The sequence below is a fragment of the Mesorhizobium sp. M7D.F.Ca.US.004.01.2.1 genome, assembly GCF_003997785.1.
GTDB lineage: Bacteria > Pseudomonadota > Alphaproteobacteria > Rhizobiales > Rhizobiaceae > Mesorhizobium > Mesorhizobium loti.
The window spans coordinates 1-19,780 of the sequence record NZ_RZRQ01000020.1 but is presented as its reverse complement, the minus strand read 5'-3'; the positions used below and the strand labels follow the sequence as shown (position 1 = coordinate 19,780).

Sequence of the window (19,780 nt, the reverse complement as noted above, 5' to 3'; positions counted from 1 at the left end):
CAGTTCACCTGGCAGTCTTCCCTTGGGCAGGATTGGCCACTTCGGCCTTCCCCCGTTTCTGAGAAGTCGGTTGGCCACCTGTCGCGCTTGGGAGCTTGCTGCGGCGGCGATACTGAACGGCATTGAGCAGCACGGCGAGCACGATGACGGCGCCGGTGAACACTGTCTGCCAGTAGGATGAGATGCCGATGATCACCAGACCGTCGGACAGGAAGCCGATGACGAAGGCCCCGAGCAGGGTTCCGCGGATGTTGCCGCGGCCGCCGGTCAGCGCCGCGCCGCCGATGACGACGGCCGCGATGGCCGTCAGTTCGTAGGTGGTGCCAGCGGTCGGCCCCGCCGACGTCAGCTGCGAGGACAGGATCAGGCCGGCAATGGCGGCACAGATGCCTGAAAGCACATAGACGGAAATCTGCACCGTCTTGACCGGGACGCCGGACAGTTCGGCCGCGCGCTCATTGCCGCCCGAGGCGTAGAGCCAGCGCCCGAAAGCGGTGCGGTTCAGGACGATGCTGCCGATGAGCGCGATGACCACGAGAACCACGACACCGGTCGGCACGCCAAACAGGCGGTTGAAGCCAAGCGCATCGAAGCCGGTGTTTCCAAGCTCTGGTTTGCCGCCGAGATTGTTGTAGGTCAGACCGCTGGTCATAAGCAGCGCCAGGCCGCGCGCCATGTACATGACGCCGAGCGTGGCGACGAAGGCCGGAACCTTGAAGCGCGCGATCAGCACGCCGTTGATCAGCCCGACGACGGCGCCGAGCATGCAGGCCAGCACCGCAACCACCCAGACCGGCGGATAGAGGACGACGCCCAGCCAATTCAGCGTCACGCCTTGCATCAGGAAGCCGGCAACGACACCGGCCAAGCCCAGTGTCGACCCCACCGACAGATCAATGCCGCCATTGAGGATGACGAGCAGCATGCCGACGGCGAGGATTCCGAAGATGGCGACATGCGAGGCCATGGTCAGGAAATTCGCCACCGAGAGGTAGTAGGGCGACAGGATCGAAAAGACGACGATGATGACGATCAGGGCAAAGAAAGCGCGACCCTCGAGCAGCAGCTTGGCGAGGTCGAAGCCTTCGCCGCCCGCGCTTGGACTGGACTGTTTTCTGGCCTGGCTGACGTCGGTCATGGGTCTGGGCTCCGAAATTCTGGTGATCAGGCGACCACGGCTTCGCCGGAGGCGGCCATGATCTGCTCTTTGGTGGCGTTGGCGCCGAATTCGGCTGAAATCCTGCCGCGCCGCATGACGACGATGCGGTGGGCAATGCTGAGGCACTCGTTGACCTCAGAGGTCGAGAAGACGACCGCAAGGCCCTGCGCGGCGCGTTCGCTCAGCAAGCGAAAGACTTCGGCCTTGGCGCCGACATCGATGCCGCGGCTCGGCTCGTCGAGGAGGATAACTTTTGGGTTGGTCGTCAGCATCTTGCCGATGACGACCTTCTGCTGATTGCCGCCCGACAGCGATCCGATCATGGCGTTGCCGCCGGCGGTCTTGATGGTCACCTTGCGGATCGAATCCTCGACCAGCCCACGCTCCCTGGAGCGGGACAGAAACAGCCCCTTGGCGAACGCTTCGATGCTGGCAAGCGAGAGATTGCGGCCGACGGTCATCGTTTGAACCAGCCCGTCGCGCTGGCGATCCTCGGGGACGAGCACAAGACCTCTGGAGATGCGCTGGGCGATGTTCAGTCCCGAAACGTCCTCGCCTTCCAGAAGCGCGCGGCCGCCCGCCATCGGCACCCGTCCGGCGACGGCTTCCAGTAGTTCCGTGCGCCCGGCGCCCATCAGCCCATAGATGCAGACGATCTCGCCTGCCCGGACATCCAGCGACAGGTGGTCGACGACGGAATAGCCTGAGCCCGAAGTGTCGACGACGCTGACATCCTCGATCGACAAGGCGACCTCGCCGAACTCATGACCGGTCGGCGGTGAGCCGAGGTCGAAGTTCTCACCGACCATGTTGCGCACGATCCACTCGAGGTCGATGTCCCTGGCTTCGGCCGTTGCCGTAATCGCGCCGTCGCGCAGGACAACCGCGTAGTCGGTGATCTGCAGCGCCTCTTCGAGGTGATGTGAAATGTAGACGATGGAGACGCCGCGGCTGGTCAAATCGCGGATCACCTGGAACAGCACCTCCACCTCTGTCGCGCTGAGCGCCGAGGTCGGTTCGTCCATGATCAGGATGCGGGAATCGACCGACAGCGCCCGGGCGATCTCGACGATCTGCTGTTGCCCCAGGCGCAAATCCTCGACCAGGGTCATCGGGTCGATGTCCTCTTCGAGATCAGCCATCAGCGCGCGCGCCTGGCGCTGCTCCTCGGCGAAGTCGAGGCCGGTCCTGGTGCGCAGTTCGCGGCCCATGAAGATGTTGTCGCGAACGCTGAGGTTCGGCGCCAGGCTGAGTTCCTGGTGGATGATCGAGATGCCGCGATCGCGCGCGTCCGAGGATGAGGAAAAACTGACGAGGTTGCCGTCGAGCACGATGTCGCCGGATGTCGGCGTGACCACGCCGGACAGGATCTTCATCAGCGTCGACTTGCCGGCGCCATTCTCTCCAAACAGCGTGGTGACCTTGCCGCGATGGATGTCGAAATTGACGCCCTTGAGCGCATGGACGCCGCCATACGACATGACGATGTTGCGCGCCGAAAGCACGGCGTCGCCATTCACAGATCCGGTGTCGGCAGCCGGTTTCATTTGACTTCCAAGCTCACGGGAGTGACGAGCCAACTCTTCGGGTTGACCAGCTTGAACGCGCCGACCACCGATATGGTCTTGCCGGTCAAGGCGTTAGTGTCGAGCTTTGCCAGGACTTCCTTCTTCATCTCGTTGTTCAGCGCCGAACCGGCATCCTGGTATTCGATCTGGTTGGTGAACTGGCCGAATGTAATCTTGCCGGTGGCGTCGCGCAGTTCCGTTCCGTTGATCGCCGGCCCGGTCTGCACGCGGATCATCAACGTATCCGGCACGCCGTCGACGGCGACCTTGTAGATGCCCGATTTTCCTTCGCCGACGACTCCGCTGAACTTGACCGAGATGACCGGTCCGACACCCGCAGGCACGCCGTATTCCTTTTCCGCCGTCGCTCTGTCCTTGGCGATCGCCGTCGCCACCGTCACCGCGTCGGCGGCGCGTGCCTCGACATCGGCCTGCACCTTGGGAAATTCCGACTTGCCGTAGTCAGTGGCGGAAAACACGGCACTGCGAACGTCGCCGGCGGAGCCGATCCTGACCACCTTGGTGTCGAGCGCCATGGCGCCGAGCAGGACGACAACCGCGGCGCCGGCAAGTGCCCGACGCAAGCCGGGCGAGGCCGGCCTGGTCGATGCGGTGGCGGCCTTCGCGCTCATGACGCAACCGCCAGCAAGGCAGATCTGCCGTTGTCACGCATTTGACGATCCTCCGTTCACATGGCGTTTCGCACCATTGGATTGGTTCTGTTCGACAAGGGCACGGGCGGTGGACTCGTCGGTGATCAGGCCGCTCAGATAACGGCTTTCGAGCACCGCCTTGATCGCGCGTACTTTGATCTTGCCGCCGGCGACGGCGACGATCCGGCGGCCTTTCAACTGGTCTCGCGGAAGCGCCAGGATTCTTTCCGACAGCGCCGTTTCCACCGGGCGTCCCTTGTCGTCGAAGAAGTGGGCGAGCAGCTCGCCGACGCCGCCATCGCGTTTGACCTCATCGATTTCGGAATGTTCGATCATGCCGGTAGCCACCAGCGAGGCTTCCCGCTCGGCGGTGCCTATGCCGACGAACATCAGGTCGGACCGGCCTGCGAGGTCGAAGACATCGCTGATGCCGCGCTGGCCAAGCAGCACCTCACGGTCCTCGGCGGTGTTGGCGACGAAGGGCACGGGCATCACATAGGCCTGCGCGCCGGTCCGCTCGGCCAGTCGATGCATGACGTCGTGCGGGTTGGCTGCGAATTTGCGCGTCACACCGCCAAGCAGCGAGACGAAACGGATATGGGCGGCGGCAGTGCGCGTCAGATATTCGACGCTTGCCGCTAGGGTGCGGCCGTGGCCGACGCCGATCAGCATATCCTCGCCGCGATCGATCTCGCGCTTCAGAAACTGCGCGCCGGCGATGCCAAGCGCCTTCAACGGCAATTCGTCCTGATCGAGATCAGGAACGACCTCGCAGTAATCGAGCCCGTAAGCATCGATCAGCTGCTGCTCGAGGTCGATGCATTCGCCGACGTCGCCGTCGATGATCACCCTGACAAGGCCGTCCTGGGTAGCCCGGGTGATGAGCCGATGCGCCTTGAGGCTGGTCAGGCCGAGCCGCTTGGCCACCTGGGCCTGCGTGAGACCCCCGGCATAGTGAAGCCAGGCCGCGCGCGTGGCGAGGCTGGATTCATGGTCGCGGTTAGCGGTTCCGCCGGATTTCAAGCCATCTCCTCCCTGAGATGATATTATTATCTTTGTGTGCAAAAATTTTCACATCCCTGCATCGCTGTCAATCCCTCGCCGGATTTGGTGCATACGCCCGCGGGGAATTCACAGCTCTCGCCCCTTCCCAAAACGCCGGTCTGCCAGCGTTTCGGCAGGCAACATCGACCTATTAGGAGGCAAGCATGTTATTCGATCATATGATGATGTTAATTTAACGTCAATCTGTGTTATTTCCTGCCGAGACCAGCAGTATTGCACAGCCATTGGCTATCCTATTTTTCATCAACTATTTGTTTTTAATGAATAATATTCGATAGCAGCAAAATCCCAACCCGTCTGTGAGTTGGGCGATTTGCGGATGCGGCGCATCCATGGGCAAACCGATCGGATTGCCTTGGGAAGAGCATCGGCGACGGGGTGATCACCCCAGCCGCATCAGGTTCCGGCCCTCGAGCTCCACGATTGCGGCCTCGACTTCCTCTGCGAAGCGCCCAGCGCTCCAGCCCAGCGCCCGTCCGGCAATCGCGGCAATCTCCTGCAGGTCCCGGCCTGTCAGCGAACCTGATATCGCCAGGGTGCTGCGGCGCATGACGATATCGGCCAGATGTTCGACGAACTCGTTGCGGACGATGTAGTCAATTTCCGACCGGCTGTAGCTCTCTGAATCCGGCAGCCGACCCTCATCACCCGACCCATGCGTGGCGATTTGCGTGGCTCTGGTGCCATATCGCGACAACAGTTCATCGAGACGCCGTTCCTCAGCGCCCGTCTCCGAGTGCACCAGAGCCAGCCAATTTGCTCGCGCTGCGGCATTGGCCGGAAAATCCTTGCCGCCGCCGATCGGCATGGCTTGCGTCGTCACCTTGCGGCTGCGCTGCAGGCGATCGAGCACGGTGTCGGCGACTTCCTCGGCGAAGCCGCGAAAGGTCGTCCATTTGCCGCCGACCAGCGAGATGACCGCGAAGGGTCTGTTCCGGTCCGGCTCGGCGACCGGCGCCGAGTGGTCACGGCTGATTAACCCGGGCAGCGATACATCCGAGGCCGGCAGCGGCCTGATGCCGCTATAGGCATAGACGATCTGGTCGTGCTCGAACGCCATCCCCGGCAGCAGCGTCCGTACGCTGTCGAGCAGGTATTCGACTTCGTCAGGCTCGCAGCGCACCTCGTCGGGATTGTCGGCCTTGATGTCGGTGGAGCCGACCAGCGCCAGGCCGAGATAGTCGTAGACAAGGCAGATACGGCCGTCATCGGCTTCGAAATACAGCATGCGCCCGGCCAGGCTTTTGACCAGTTCGTCATGCTTCAGCAGGATGTGCGAGCCCTTGGTGCCGCCGATCATCTTCGACGGCGCGCCAAGCAGATCGTTGACATCGTCGATCCACGGACCGGCGGCATTGACCACCAGCTTCGGACGCACCGAAAAGGTCGCGCCGTTTTCCGGCTGGAAGGTCAGCACGCCATTGGCGGACTTCACCAGCGTCGTGTAGTTCGCGCTGGCCGAGGCCGGGTTTGCCTGCAGCCCATCGAGGATCAGTTCGAGCACCAGCCTTTCGGGGTGGCTTATCTTGGCGTCGTAATAGGTGCCGGTGGCGACGATCGAGGGGTTGAGCGCCGGCATCTCGCTAAGCGCATGGCGCCGCCCGACCATGCGGTGGCGCGGCATGACCTGGTTTCGCGAGCCATAGAAATCATAGATCATCAAGCCGATCTTGATCAGGATGGCACCGCGGCTGCGCGGTGCGCTGGTCGAGCCGAACAGCGTCCGCAGCGCCGCCAGCATGCCCTTGCTCCAGGAAAAGATCGGGATGATGGTCGGCAGCGGGCTGACATAATGCGGCGCGTTCTTCAAAAGCAAATTGCGTTCGAGCGTCGACTGCGCCACCAGCCCGAACTCACCGGTTTCTAGATATTTCAAGCCACCATGAATGAGCCGCGATGGCGCGGCACTGGTGCCGGAGCCGAAATCCGCCTTGTCGACGATCAGGCAGCTGACGCCTTGCGCGCATAGGTCGCGAAACAGCCCTGCTCCGTTGATGCCGGCGCCAAGAATGACGACGTCGACCTCGCCGGTCCCGGCCATGGCAGCCAAACGCCCGGCGGGATTTTCCGTATGTGTTTCTTCGGCTGGGCTCATGGCACTTTCGTCTTGACGATGCGCAGCTTTACGCCGGCCCGCTCGAGGGCTTGCGCCCGCGCATCGCCCAGGCCTTCGGTCGCCAGCACGACGTCGAAGCTGGTCAGATCGTCGAAGACATGCAGTGCGATCCTGTCGAACTTGGCATGGTCAATCAGAAGGATGCGCTTGACCGACGCCGCCATCATCGCCTGCTTGACCCGCACAACGTTGGGGTCCTGGATGAAGGCCGTGGTTCCGGTGATGGCCGAAGCCGAACAGATCAGCACATTGGCGCGCAGCTGCGCCACGGCGTTCTCGCAAACGATGCCGATATAGGCGTTGTAGGTGTTGTGGTACTGGCCGCCGAGACAGATGAAGTCGAGTTCGTCGACATTGGTCAGCAGCGACGCCGTCGCCACGGAGTTGGTGATGACGGTCAGCGGCTTGACGTCGAGCAGCAATGTCGCGACGGCGTTTGCCGTCGAGGAATCGTCCAGCATCACCACCTGGCCGGCTTCGACATAGTCGAGTGCTGCCCGCGCCAGCGCATCCTTCTCGGCCCGGTTGACCGTCACCCGGTAGCGGAAGGCGCTTTCGTAGAGACCGGAAGGCTGAACCGTCACGGCACCGTGCAGCTTGCGCAGCACGCCCTGCTGCGCCAGCCGGTCGATGTGCCGGTGGATGGTCATGCGCGATACGCCGAAATGCTCGACGAGATCGTCGATGCGCACCTGGCCGAGCTTGATCACATAGTCGGCGATCTCTTCGCGTCGTTCGTCGGCCTTGATCATGCGCCTCCCCCAGTGTCTTGCCGCGCCAGCTTCTCGATCTCCGGCCAATGCGGTTCGAGCGCACCGGCTATGCGGCCATAGAGGGAAAAGCGCTCGTTGAACACAGCACTTGAGGCCGGCACAGGCTCGTATTGGCGCGCCGTCATGCCGACCTGCCTGGCGCCCTGTTGCGGCGTCGCGAAGATGCCGACCGCGGCACCCGCGCAAAGGGCAGCGCCAAAGGCCGCGGCCTCGTCGGTCGAGGTGACGATGACCGGGGCGTTCAGCACATCGGCAAACATCTGGACGAAGGCCGGATTGCGCGAGCCGCCGCCGGTCAGGCGGATTTCGCTGATAGCAAAGCCCTCGCGCAAGGCTTCGACATGGGTGCGATGATTGAAAGCAATGCCCTCCAGAACCGCCTTCAGCATATCGCCGCGATTGTGCCAGCCATGCAGGCCGACAAAGCTGCCGCTGGCGACATCGCCAAAGGGGGAGCCGAACAGATAGGGGTGAAACAGGATGGTTGAGGACTTCTTCAGCGCCGCGTCGATCTCCGCCGCCAGCAAGTTGTGAATGGAGCCTCCATCGGCACCTGTCTTGTCCTGCTCCGAGCGGCAGAACGTGTCGAGAAACCAGTCGTAGTTTGCGGTCGAGGCGGGCGAGATCGCCATGTTGTTCCAGCGGCCAGCGTCGATGGCGTTGCGGCAAAGCCAACGCGGATCGACGCGTGGTTCCGTGGAGACGACTTCGTTGATGGAATAGGTCCCGGCGACGATGGCAAGCACGCCCTCCTCGTGACCGCCCATGCCAAGCGCCGAGGCGGTCACGTCATGCAGTCCGCACGCCACCGGTGTTCCCTTGCGAAGGCCGGTCATTTCGGCGGCTTCGGCAGTGACATGCCCGACGATCTCGGCAGAGTGCGCCATCAGCGGCAGCGCATCGAAAAGATCGTCCAGTCCGAAGATGCGCATCGCGTCCGGCGCGAAGGCTTGCGTGCGGAAATCCGTGAATGAGGTGCTGGCCTCGGTACGGTCGGTGCCGATCGTGCCCGACAGGCAAAAGCGCAGCCAGTCCTTGCAGGCCAGTATATGCCCGATGCGCCCATAGCGGTCGGGTTGGTTCTTCCTGATCCAGGCCAGCAGCGCCGATGGCGCCGAGACATGCGGCGCCTGGCCGGTGCGCGCCAACGCGTCTTCGAAGACCCGGTCCGCCGACCATCGTTCGACAATCTCGCCGGCGCGGCTGTCGAGCGAAAGAATCCCGGGGCCTACCGGCCGACGATCCTTGTCGAGCAAATAGAGACCGTCGCCATGCGCGGTTGCCGCCACCGCTCTGATGTCGCCTGCCAGGCGGCCGGACAGGGCGATCGCCTCCTTGATTGCGTCGGCGGTCGCTTGCCAGAGGCCGGCCATGTCGCGCTCCACCCAGCGCGCATAGGGCATCGACTGCGGAACCCGTCGACGCGCCACGGACAACTGCGTGCCATCGGCATCGAAGATCACCGCCTTGGTGACTGTGAGACCGTTATCGATTCCGAGCAGACTGGGCATGGTCACCGCCTCTTTCAACAACTGGCGATGCGCACTGCAAGGCAATCCTGCAGGCTGGGGCAAGGGTGACAGACATAGCGACGGTCGACGAGCAACGGTGATACAAAAGCAGTGGTACCTTGCGGATCAAACGAACCATATCTCGCTGTTAATTTAACGTCAATATGTGCGACAATGATATTGATGCCAGCCGATATCTGACATCTTCAGCGTCGATATATCGCAAAACTAACTGATTTTGTTCAATTTTTTTCCGCCGAAATATCCCACCTAGATCGTTAAAATCGGCCGACTAGCGCCGTAGATCGGCTTGGTTCGCCGAGAAGTCCACCTCCTGGGCAGTGCGCCTCGGGCTGGGAGGCAAGAAGACGCTGCGCACCCTGGCAAGCCTCGGTTGCCGATGCTTCATCAACATTCGCCTGAAGCTACTCGAAGGAATAGGTGAAGCCCTCCTTGGAGGCGCCGACCGTCACCTTCGTCATCTTTTCGCCCTCGAGCGACCGGTTCAGCACGCCGCGGCTCAATTCCGGCAGAAGCGTGTTGGTCAGGATCGCATCGATCATCCGTCCGCCGGATTCGATCTCGGTGCAGCGGGCCTTGACCAAGTCCATGACGCCATCGCCGATCACCAATTCCGCGTCGTTGGTCGCACGCAGCCGCCGAGCGATCTTGGCAAACTGGTGGCGGGTGATCGCTTCGATCATCGAATCCGAGAGCGGGTAATAAGGAATGGTCACCACCCGGCCGAGGAAGGCCGCGGGGAAGACCTTCAGCAACGGGCTGCGCAGCGCGGTGTCCAGATCGTCGAGCCCTGCCCGCAGCGTGCCATTTCTGGTCCGATCCATGATGACTTCGGAGCCGACATTCGAGGTGAGCAGGATCAGCGTGTTCTTGAAATCGATGCGCCGGCCCTCGCTGTCGTCCATCATCCCCTTGTCGAAGACTTGGAAGAAGATCTCGTGCACGTCAGGATGCGCCTTCTCGACCTCGTCGAGCAGGATCACCGAATAAGGCTTGCGACGGACCGCCTCGGTCAGGATGCCGCCCTTGCCGTAGCCGACATATCCGGGCGGCGCCCCCTTCAAGGTAGAGACCGTGTGCGCCTCCTGGAACTCGGACATGTTGATCGAGATCAGGTTCTGCTCGCCGCCGTAGAGCGTCTCGGCCAGGGCCAATGCGGTTTCGGTCTTGCCGACGCCCGAGGGGCCGCAAAGCAGGAACACGCCCACCGGCTTTTCCGGCGCACCGAGCCCGGCGCGGCTGGTCTGCACACGCCTGGCGATCATCTCCATGGCGTGGTCCTGGCCGACCACGCGTTCGGACAGAGTGCTGGCCAGCCGCAGCGCCTTTTCGGTCTGGCTCGACAGCATCCGCCCCGTCGGGATGCCGGTCCAGTCCTGAACGACCGCCGCCACGGCGTTGCGGTCGACCGACGGCAGGATCAGCGGCGTCTCGCCTTGTGCCTCGGCCAGCTCGGCCATCAGTTCGCGCAACCGGGCGAGATCGGCGGCTGGATCGGGTGGAGGGGCATCGGCCGCCGCCGGTGTCTCCAGGTCGATCTTGGCCGTCTTGGTTTTGGTCTTGGGCGGTTTGGTCTTGGGCGTTTCGCTCTTGGGTGGCTGAGTCTCAGCCGCGCCCACGCCTGCCGTTTCGCCATTGGTCTCCGGCGTCTCCACCGCATCGAGCGGGACACCTTCGCCGCGTAGCCTAGCGCGCAATTCGAGTATTTCGGCAACAAGCGCCTTTTCCCGGTCCCAACGCTCCTGCGCGGCGGCCAGCGTGACTTCGGTTTCGGCTAACCCGGAGTCGACCCGTGCCTGCCGGTCGTTCACCTCGATGCCGATCGCAGCCTCGCGACCGATAATGCCGCGCTCGACCTCCAGCGCCTGGCGGCGACGCATGATATCTTCGACTTCGGCCGGCGTGGCGTGCTGCGATATGGCGACACGGGCGCAGGCGGTGTCGAGAAGGCTCACTGCCTTGTCAGGCAGTTGCCGCGCCGGGATGTAGCGATGCGAGAGGCCGACCGCCGCCTCGATCGCCTCATCCAGGATCTGCACCTTGTGGTGCTGCTCCAGAACGCCGGCCACACCCCGCAACATGAGAACGGCCACCGCTTCCGATGGCTCGTCGATCTTGACCACCTGGAAGCGGCGGGTCAGCGCCGGATCTTTCTCGATGTGCTGCTTGTACTCGGCCCAGGTCGTTGCCGCGATGGTGCGAAGTTCGCCGCGCGCCAGCGCCGGCTTCAGCAGATTGGCCGCGTCGCCGGTTCCAGCCGCGCCGCCTGCGCCAATCAAGGTGTGGGCCTCATCGATGAACAGGATGACCGGCGTTTCGGAAGACTGTACCTCATCGATGACCGCCTTCAGCCGTTTTTCGAACTCGCCCTTTACGCTTGCTCCCGCCTGCATCAATCCGACATCGAGCATGCGCACACTGACGCCCTGCAGTGTGGGCGGCACGTCATCCGCAGCAATGCGCAAGGCAAAGCCCTCGACGACCGCGGTCTTGCCGACCCCGGCCTCACCGGTCAGGATCGGGTTGTTTTGCCGGCGTCGCATCAGGATATCGACGATTTGCCTGATCTCCGGATCGCGGCCGACGACCGGATCGATCTTGCCGTCCCGGGCGCGCTGGGTCAGGTCGGTGGCGTATTTCGCCAGCGCCGAATCCCCGCCCGGAGCCCGCTTCGGCGTTTCGGCTGCCGGAACCGCTATGCCCGCGCCGGCTTCGAGTGAGCCCTCCATCACATCGGCGAACCGCGCGATGACCGCGGCGGCGTCGATCTTGTCGAACTCGCCGCTGATCTTCGACAGCAGGCCTTCCAGCACCGGCGTCTTCAGGCAGGCGAGGAGAATATGGGCGCTGCGGACTTCCTCGACGCCGAACTCAAGCGTTGCCAGGTTCCAGGCTTCCTGGATGGCGTGGAAGATATGGTCGGAAAATTCCTCGATCGACGTTGCGCCGTAAGGCAACTTGTCGACGGCGCGGGTCATATCGGCCGTGAGCCGGCTCGCATCCACGCCCGCATCGGCGATTATCATTTGCACATCCGAACGGTCGGAAAGCACCAGTTGCTCGATGAAGTGGACGAGTTCGACGTAAGGATTGCCGCGCAGTTTGGCGGTGTCGGCGGCAGCCTTGAAGGCGCGGACACCCACAGGATTGAGCTTGCCGACCAGTTCCTTGCGTTTGAAGGTCTGCGATGACCGGCGCTGTTCCATCGAACGTGCTCCTGCAATCTGCCAGTCGATAACCTGCCACATAAGCCGTCACTTGACAAAGCGCGTGGTGGACAGCGCCCCTTCCAATTGTGGAGAGTGCCGCACCATCGGATGCAAACAACCACGGAATTGTCCGCCTCCGTGTAATGCATTTCACATACAGGGTCGGCAATCTGGCCAAGGGTTTCGGCACCCAAGACGCGGCCTGGTCAGCTTTCGTTAATTTTTTGAGCAGTGCTTGAATTGTGGTAAAGTACAACCGTGTGATACCGTAGGGTCACGTACGGTTTGAGGGCCGATCGCTGGGGGTTGGTGTGATTGATGTCGCACTCTGGCTTGCTCCGCTCGACGGTGAAAATCCGTCAGGGGAGGATTTGCGCAACGACCCGGCTTTTCATGAGCTGGAGCGCCTGACGGAACCCGAGATCAAGGTCGTCCACGACGGCCAAAACAAACCCGCCTCGCAAAGCACCATTCCGGTCGACTGGCCTGCGGTTCTGGCCAAGGCGGAGGAATTGCGCGCGCATGGCCGGGACCTGCGCCTGCTCGTCGTCGTCACGCGCGCGCTGGCCAATGAAGAAGGACTGGCCGGGCTCGCGCAGGGGCTGACACTCATTGCGCAGACCTTCGACCAGCATTGGGAAACCATGCATCCGGCACTGCGGCCCAACGCTTCGCCACGCGATGCCGCCTTGCGCCGTATCAACGCGCTGCTCGACCTCCAGAATGGTCAGGAGGGGTTGTTGGCGAACCTGCGGCAAATGACGTTCTTTGCGCCGCGTGCAATCGGCCCGATTCAGGGCAAGGATTTGGAAAAGGGTGCGCTCGACGACCGTGTCATGCTCCAGGAAGCCGCCTCGGGATTGAATGCGGCAGAAAAGGCCGCACTGGTCAGTGCGCACGGACAATTGTTGAACCGGGTGCGTGCCGGATGTGCGGCACAGATGGATCAAGCCAACGCAGAGATGGTCTTGCTCGTCGCCGACGCAAGGGCAGCGATCGCGGCCCTTGATGCGGTCGAGACCGCTCTCAACGCGCGGCTCGAGGGTGGTGCTGCTCCTGTTCCGGAATTGAAACGGTTTCTGCAGCGTCTGCTGACGACCCTCGAACGAAATTCGAAAGCCGGCGCCGTGGCGAATGGCGCGGCCAAGCCGCTCACGCCGGCAGAACCGGCAACGCCTGCTCGAAACGGTCATGGAGCCGATACTATGGCAAGTGCGGCAAGCTACACGGACTCGAGCACGGGACTTCCCGACCGGATTTCCTCACGCGACGACGTGGTGAAATGCCTCGACCTCGTCGTCGCCTTCTATGACCGCACCGAACCGTCGAGCCCAATACCGCACCTGGCGCGGCGTGTGCGCCGGATGGTGCATATGGATTTCGTTGAACTGATGGAAGATCTCGCCCCGTCGGGTCTGAAGGAATTCCGACTCCTTGCCGGTGTTCCCGATGCCAAGAAGACGGCTCAGAAGGATGAAAGGTAATAACACATGCCAGCCGAAAGCAAAGCGAAGGTCATCGAACGAAACCGCGCGCCGCGGGTGCAGATCGCCTACGATGTGGAAACCTACGGTAGCCCGACGACGATCGAACTGCCGTTCGTCATGGGTGTGATGGCCGACCTTTCCGGTGCTTCGCAGACCAAGGAAGCGTCAAAGTCGGTGCTGGACCGCTCCTTTGTTGAGACCGACGCGAACCGCTTCCCCAAGTTCATGGAGGCGCTCGGACCGCGGGTAAAGGCCCGCGTGAAGAATACGCTGCCGCAGGCTGAGGGCGCCGAGCGGGACGAGGAACTGGCGCTCGATCTTACGTTTTCCAGAATGGGCGATTTCGCCCCGGACAAGATTGCAGAGCAAGTTCCGCAACTGGCCGAGATCCTCAAGATGCGTCGCCAACTCGAGGAGCTGCTTGGCTTCATGGATGGCCGCGTCGACGCCGAAAAACGCATCGCGCAACTTCTGAACAACGAACCGCTTCTTGGCAAGATCGCCAGCCAGGCGCTGGCTGACGACGACAAGGTTGGGGAGTAAATCATGGCCGAACAGCAAAAGACCGCCGCCGTCGCCGCCGAGGCCGAAGCCATAGACCTTGGAGAATTCAGCGGACTCCTCGAGAAGGATTTCAAAGTCAAGAAGGACGACAGCGAGAAGCTGCAGCAACTCGTGCGCAATCTCGCCCTCGCGGCACAGTCCCGCTCCGATACCACCACCATCTCGTCCAATGCGATCAAGTCGATCAAGTCGCTGATCGCGGGCATCGACAAGATGCTGACGACACAGGTCAACGAGATCCTGCACGCGCCCGAAGTGCGCGAAATGGAAGGCACATGGCGCGGCCTCTGGTATCTCATCAACAACACCGAGACGGATCAGAAGCTGAAGATCCGGGTGATGAACATTTCCAAGGAGCAACTGGCCGACACGCTCGAAGACTATGAAGGCCAGATGTGGGACCAGAGCCCGATCTTCAAGAAAGTCTATACGGACGAGTATTCGATGCTTGGCGGCGAGCCGATCGGCTGTGTGATTGGCGCCTACGAATTCTCGAACCACCCGCGCGACGTCGGTTTGCTGCGCAACATCTCCGGCATCTGTGCTTCGGCGCACACGCCGTTTATCGCAGCCGCCTCGCCGCGCCTGTTTCGCATGGACAGCTGGCAGGAATTGCCGAACCCGCAAGATCTGCAGCAGATCGTCTCCAACCCGGCCTATGCTTCGTGGCAGTCGCTGCGCGAGAGCGAGGACGCGCGCTATATCGGCCTGACCATGCCACGCGTTCTGGCGCGGCTGCCCTATGGCACGGATACCGTTCCGGTGAAGGGCTTCACCTTCGAGGAAGAGGTGCAGGGCGACCACAACAAATATGTCTGGATGAACGCCGCCTTCCCGATGGGCGTGAACATAAACCGCAGCCACAAGCTCTATGGCTGGGGCACGCAGATCCGCGGTGTGGAGAATGGCGGCACGGTCCTCAACCTGCCGGTGCACAGCTTCCCGACCGACGACGGGTCGATCGCGATGAAATGTCCGACGGAAGTCGCCATCGACGACCGGCGCGAGGCGGAACTGGCCAAGCTTGGTCTGATGCCGATCCTGCATCGAAAGAATACCGATCTCGCGGCCTTCATCGGCGCACACTCACTGCAGGACGACGAGACGCGGGCTGGGCGGCTGGTCGACCCCGACGCGCAGTCCAATGAGCGGCTGAGCGCCAACCTGCCCTATCTCTTCCCGGTCTCGCGCTTTGCGCATTACCTCAAAGCCATTGCGCGCGACAAGGTCGGCTCGTTCAAAGAGCGCTCCGACATGCAGATCTGGCTGACCGAATGGATCAACCGATACGTGCTGGCCAACCCGGCCTTTGCCGACGACAAGGCGCGCGCAAAGCGCCCGCTTGCCGCGGCCGAGGTTCAGGTGGACAGCGTCGAGGGGCGGCCGGGCTATTACAACGCCCGCTTCTATCTGCGCCCGCACTACCAGCTCGAGGGCATCAATGCCTCGCTCCGACTGGTGTCGGAACTGCCGTCCGTGAAGACTTGATTTGCAGCAACACCATCTTGGTTTTTTGAAAGCGGTGGAGAAAGACAATGCCCACAGGTACGAAGATTGATGGCTTTCTGAAAGTTCCGGATATCAAAGGCCCAAGCGCTCGAGACGGCCACGAGGATGAAATCGAAATCCACGGGGTCGATTACAAGATAGTCGCGCCATACGATCCGAATTCGCTCTCGCGCCGCGGCCGCGTTTCCTTGGGCATGATCAAGTTCACCAAGCACTATGACAAGTCCTCGCCCTATCTGAAGAAAGCACTGTTCGAGAACAAGGCGCTGGACGAAGTGGTGTTCTCGGCACGCCGGACCATCGATGGCGAGACCAAGGATTACCTGGTCGTCACCCTCACCGACGCCTCGATCATGGAATACGACATGTCGCAGGCCGAGGATGAGGAAGACCTGATCGAGGAAGAGGTCAGCTTCGCCTACAAGAAGATCAAGTTCGTCTATGACGGCAATGACGAAATCGAAATGGATGTCTATGTCGGCAAGTGAGGGCCGGCGGCCCGACGCGGACAAGCTGCAGGTTGCCGGTAGTTCGCGAGCAAAACGCGAAGCGGTCCAGCCCTCTCTCTGGGACCGCCTCGTAAACGACCTGCCGGGCATGACCTCCGAGATTGACGGGCTGCGCCAGGCCTTGCAGAACGAACTGGGCGTGGACCGGCTGGAGAGCCTAGTTACGGGCAGCGCGCGGCTCATCGATGCCGATGCGGAGCTGACGGCCGATCAGAAGCGGCGTCTGCACCGCCTGGCCTTTCAGACCCAGCACCGTGTGGAGATGGAAAGCCGCGGCGTGGTCGTGTCGGCCCGTGTGCTCCGGGAGGCCGTGCGTCGCGACATCGAGGCCCTGTTCAACACCGAGCGTTTCGAGGCTGTTCCGCTTCTTTCCGACCTCGAAAGCGAGCAGGCAGCGGACAACCCGCCGTCGCTCGCCGATTTTCCGGAGGTGCGTCGAAGCGTGATCAACTACGGCGTACCATCCTTCTCCGGCCGTTCCTCCCGCGACTTTGATCGCGAAGCCCTGGCGCGCGAGATCCGCTCGGTGCTTGCAACGTTCGAGCCACGCCTCAAGGAAAGTACGACGAAGGTCACGGTAACGCTTGGCGACAAGAGCGTGGGTTTGAAGATCGAGATTGACGCCGTGCTGATCATGACGCCGACGCCGGAACGCATGCGCCTGCGCACCACGATCAATCTCGATAACGGCTTGGCGCGGACCGAATTTAGGGAGGCCTGAGATGGATCGGGTCTTCGTGGAATATTACGAGGAGGAACTGACCCATATCCGCGCGCTGGCGGCGGAATTTGCCGACCTGCATCCGGCGGTGGCGCGCAATCTCTCGCTCGACACGGTGCCGTGTCCGGATCCGTATGTCGAGCGGTTGCTTGACGGCGTCGCTTTCCTGGCGGCGCGCACCCGGCTGAAAGTCGACGCCGAACGCTCGCGGTTTTCACGCAGCGTACTGGATGTCCTCTATCCCGATCTGGTCACGCCGGCGCCGGCAACGGCGATGGTGGTGCTGAAACCCGGCCAGCAGGTCCAGACGATGGTTGCCGGCCATGTCGTCAAGCGCAACACCCGGCTGGTCTCCGGCCTGCAGCCCGGCCTTTCGACGCGCTGCACCTTCACCACCGCCCAGGACATCACGCTGTGGCCGATAGCGGTCACTTCGGTAAGCTATTTTCAAGATCGCAGCGCGCTGGCGGCGGCGGGCATAGCGCCGATCGGCGGTGTGACCGGCGAGGCGGCGCTCCGCATCGTGCTGACCCGAACCGGAAAAGGCAGGCTCGACGAACTGTCGCTCGACCGGCTTGATCTCTACTTTGCCGGACGCACCAAGGCCCCCCTGCTTTTCGACGCGATTTTCGGCGCTTGCTCGGCCGTTGGCGCACGCGCGGAAGGCAAGACCAATCCCCTATCGCCCTTGCCGGAACCCGAAATGATCGGCATCAGTGACGAAGAAGCCCTGATGCCTCGTACCCGTCCGACATTCGAGGGGTACCGCCTGCTGCGCGAATATTTCATGATGCCCGAGCGCTTTCACTATGCGCGGGTTTCCGGGCTGCAGTCCGTCGTGCGCCGATGCACGGCCGGGCTCGAGATCATCTTCGTGTTCAGGCGTCCAGTGCCCGAGCTTGCCGACTTGACACCGGCCGATTTCGAACTTTTCGCAACGCCGATCATCAATCTCTTCGAACGTGAGTGCAACGTCATCGAGCTTGATCCGCGCAGGACGCGCCAGGTTCTGCATGCCGACCGAACACGGGCGCGGGACTTCGAAATCTATCGGGTCATCCGCGTGGAGGACGCCGACACCGGGGGCAGCGATGCCGAAATTCCAGAACTCTTCAGCCTAGGTCAGAATCGCGGCAGTGGTTGGGTCTACTCCACCGAGCGGCGCCCTCGTCGCGCGACGGAAGACGAGCGGCGCGACGGGCTGACCCGCACCTCCTACGCAGGGGACGATGTTTTCCTGGCAATTTCACGCCCGGTGGAAAGCCCGGCGAACCGGTCGCTGAAGCGTGTCGACATCGTGGCGCTTTGCACCAACCGCGATCTGCCGATCCTCGATGACAATCCCACCTTGACGCTGGAGGCCGGCGACCCGGTCGAAACGGTGCGGCTTCTCGGCGCGTTGCGTCCGCCTCGCCCGGCCATCCCAGCGGCGCTACCCTTGGGCGCTGCGGGCGAATCCCGCGCCGACAATCTCGCCTGGCGGCTGGTGGCGCAACTGGCGCTCAACTTTCTCAGCCTTGCCAAGGAAGGCCGCGGCGTCGATCCGCTGCATGCGCTGCTTGATCTTTACGCCGACCGAGGAGATCCGAGCCTCGCCCGCAACGTGCATTCGATCGTTCGCATCGACTCGCGGTCGGTCATCGAACGGCTGCAGATCGACGGACCGATGTGCTTCGGACGCGGCACGGAAGTGACATTGCATGTCGACCAGTCGGTCCTGGCAGGGCAAAGCACATTGCTGCTTTCGGCCTTGCTGGCACGGCTGTTTGCTCGTCATGCCGGTATAAACGGCTTTGTGCGAACCCGTACGCGGCTGCTGCAGAAGCAGGAGGATGTGCCATGGCCGATGACGCCCGGCAATCGCTACCTGATCTAGACATAGTCGACCCGAACCAGGCCGAAGGGCTGTCGGATACGTTCGACTTCTTCGAGCTGTTGCGCAGGCTCGAACGGAGGGGCGGGCTGTTCGGCTATTCCGGCTCGCCGGAGCGCGAGCCGGCAAGGCTCGGACAGCATGTGCGCCTCAGCTTTTCGGCCAGGGACGTGGTTGAATTCCGCGAAGCGAAGGACAACGCTCCGGCCAGGGTCACCGTCGCAAATCTCGGCCTGATGGGACCCGAAGGTCCACTGCCGCTGCATCTGACACGCTGGGTGCTCGATCGTCTGTCGCAGCGCTGGTTCACCGGCGCCGAAGCCCAGCAGACCAGCGACACGACATTCGTGGACTTCGTCAACATTCTGCAGCACCGGATGATCGCCCTGTATTATCGGGCATGGGCGGATGCGCATCCGGCCGTACAGGTCGAACGCGCGGTCGGCGGGCGCGTTCGCGCCATGCTTGAAGCCATGGCGGGAATAGGACTTCCCGGCACCCAGAACAGCGATCTCGATACGGTGAAGCTTCGCCAGGCAGCTTCGCTCGCCAGCCAGGTCGACGGCCCGGAACGGCTGACGCTGTTCCTGGCGGAAGCGTTCAAGGTGCCGGTTCAGATCAAGGAGTTCATCGCCGCCTGGATAACCATCCCAGCCGGTCTCCAGACCCGCCTTGCAAAAGCCTATGCAGGGCTCGGCCGAGGGGCAACGATAGGCCCGCGCGTTTTCAACCGCCAAAGCCGGATCGAACTGCGTGTCGGCCCACTGGGGTACGAGGACTTCAAGGCGTTCCTGCCTGGCGGCCAGCGGCTCAAACTGTTCAAGCAGGCCGTTCGCGACATGGTCGGGGAATCGCTCGACGTCGACCTGCGCATCGTGCTGGCGCGTGAAGCCGTGCCGCCGCCCCGTCTCGGAACGGTCCAGCTCGGCCGGACCGCCTGGCTTGCGCGGCCCATTGAAAGGGGCGATGCTGACGATCTGCGGCTGCGGACAATCGTCGGATGGCGGCCGGAAATGGCGGGGGTCGCGGCATGAGCCTGCTG

At 62.5% G+C, this 19,780-nt stretch carries 15 protein-coding genes; 7 read left to right on the top strand and 8 right to left on the bottom strand.

What is annotated here, in order from left to right; translation table 11 throughout:
• Nucleotides 1–4: 4 nt before the first annotated feature.
• The 8 genes from EN993_RS05910 to tssH form a co-directional block, all read right to left on the bottom strand.
• The gene (locus EN993_RS05910; RefSeq protein WP_127262638.1) at nt 5–1,138 is read right to left on the bottom strand and encodes an ABC transporter permease; all 1,134 of its coding nucleotides are present in this window, start codon (nt 1,136–1,138) and stop codon (nt 5–7) included.
• 26 nt (nt 1,139–1,164) lie between these two features.
• On the bottom strand, nt 1,165–2,706 hold the full coding sequence (locus EN993_RS05905; RefSeq protein WP_127262637.1) for a sugar ABC transporter ATP-binding protein: 1,542 nt from the start codon (nt 2,704–2,706) through the stop codon (nt 1,165–1,167).
• Nucleotides 2,703–3,359, bottom strand: coding sequence for a DUF2291 domain-containing protein (locus EN993_RS05900; RefSeq protein WP_126068150.1), 657 nt, complete (start codon nt 3,357–3,359; stop codon nt 2,703–2,705). Before EN993_RS05900 ends, EN993_RS05905 begins: the two co-directional genes overlap by 4 nt.
• Nucleotides 3,360–3,392: 33 nt before the next feature.
• Nucleotides 3,393–4,403 (bottom strand): sugar-binding transcriptional regulator, encoded by a 1,011-nt coding sequence (locus tag EN993_RS05895; RefSeq protein WP_109661626.1) that lies wholly within the window; start codon nt 4,401–4,403, stop codon nt 3,393–3,395.
• Nucleotides 4,404–4,827: 424 nt separating this feature from the next.
• A complete protein-coding gene (locus tag EN993_RS05890; RefSeq protein ID WP_164757553.1) occupies nt 4,828–6,486 on the bottom strand; it encodes a glycerol-3-phosphate dehydrogenase/oxidase in 1,659 nt (552 codons plus the stop codon).
• Between the two features lie 50 nt (nt 6,487–6,536).
• On the bottom strand, nt 6,537–7,313 hold the full coding sequence (locus tag EN993_RS05885; protein WP_127262635.1) for a DeoR/GlpR family DNA-binding transcription regulator: 777 nt from the start codon (nt 7,311–7,313) through the stop codon (nt 6,537–6,539).
• The gene (locus EN993_RS05880; RefSeq protein WP_127262634.1) at nt 7,310–8,845 is read right to left on the bottom strand and encodes an FGGY-family carbohydrate kinase; all 1,536 of its coding nucleotides are present in this window, start codon (nt 8,843–8,845) and stop codon (nt 7,310–7,312) included. The genes EN993_RS05885 and EN993_RS05880 overlap by 4 nt, the downstream gene beginning before the upstream one ends.
• 425 nt (nt 8,846–9,270) lie before the next feature.
• On the bottom strand, nt 9,271–12,072 hold the full coding sequence (gene tssH / locus EN993_RS05875; protein ID WP_127262633.1) for a type VI secretion system ATPase TssH: 2,802 nt from the start codon (nt 12,070–12,072) through the stop codon (nt 9,271–9,273).
• A gap of 314 nt (nt 12,073–12,386) precedes the next feature.
• Here tssH and tssA point away from each other — a divergent pair, with 314 nt between their 5' ends.
• Genes tssA through tssG form a run of 7 tightly spaced genes read left to right on the top strand, consistent with a single transcriptional unit; the run spans nt 12,387 to nt 19,772 of the window.
• Complete coding sequence (tssA, locus tag EN993_RS05870; protein ID WP_109661620.1) at nt 12,387–13,559, top strand: type VI secretion system protein TssA; 1,173 nt, start codon at nt 12,387–12,389, stop codon at nt 13,557–13,559.
• Between the two features lie 6 nt (nt 13,560–13,565).
• On the top strand, nt 13,566–14,105 hold the full coding sequence (gene tssB, locus EN993_RS05865; protein WP_027035514.1) for a type VI secretion system contractile sheath small subunit: 540 nt from the start codon (nt 13,566–13,568) through the stop codon (nt 14,103–14,105).
• Between the two features lie 3 nt (nt 14,106–14,108).
• Complete coding sequence (gene tssC / locus EN993_RS05860; protein ID WP_027035515.1) at nt 14,109–15,614, top strand: type VI secretion system contractile sheath large subunit; 1,506 nt, start codon at nt 14,109–14,111, stop codon at nt 15,612–15,614.
• Nucleotides 15,615–15,661: 47 nt separating this feature from the next.
• Nucleotides 15,662–16,123, top strand: coding sequence for a type VI secretion system tube protein TssD (gene tssD, locus EN993_RS05855; protein ID WP_109661618.1), 462 nt, complete (start codon nt 15,662–15,664; stop codon nt 16,121–16,123).
• The gene (gene tssE / locus EN993_RS05850; protein ID WP_127262652.1) at nt 16,110–16,865 is read left to right on the top strand and encodes a type VI secretion system baseplate subunit TssE; all 756 of its coding nucleotides are present in this window, start codon (nt 16,110–16,112) and stop codon (nt 16,863–16,865) included. Before tssD ends, tssE begins: the two co-directional genes overlap by 14 nt.
• Before the next feature lies 1 nt (nt 16,866).
• A complete protein-coding gene (tssF, locus tag EN993_RS05845; protein WP_127262632.1) occupies nt 16,867–18,741 on the top strand; it encodes a type VI secretion system baseplate subunit TssF in 1,875 nt (624 codons plus the stop codon).
• Nucleotides 18,705–19,772, top strand: coding sequence for a type VI secretion system baseplate subunit TssG (gene tssG / locus EN993_RS05840; protein ID WP_127262631.1), 1,068 nt, complete (start codon nt 18,705–18,707; stop codon nt 19,770–19,772). Before tssF ends, tssG begins: the two co-directional genes overlap by 37 nt.
• Nucleotides 19,773–19,780: the final 8 nt, after the last annotated feature.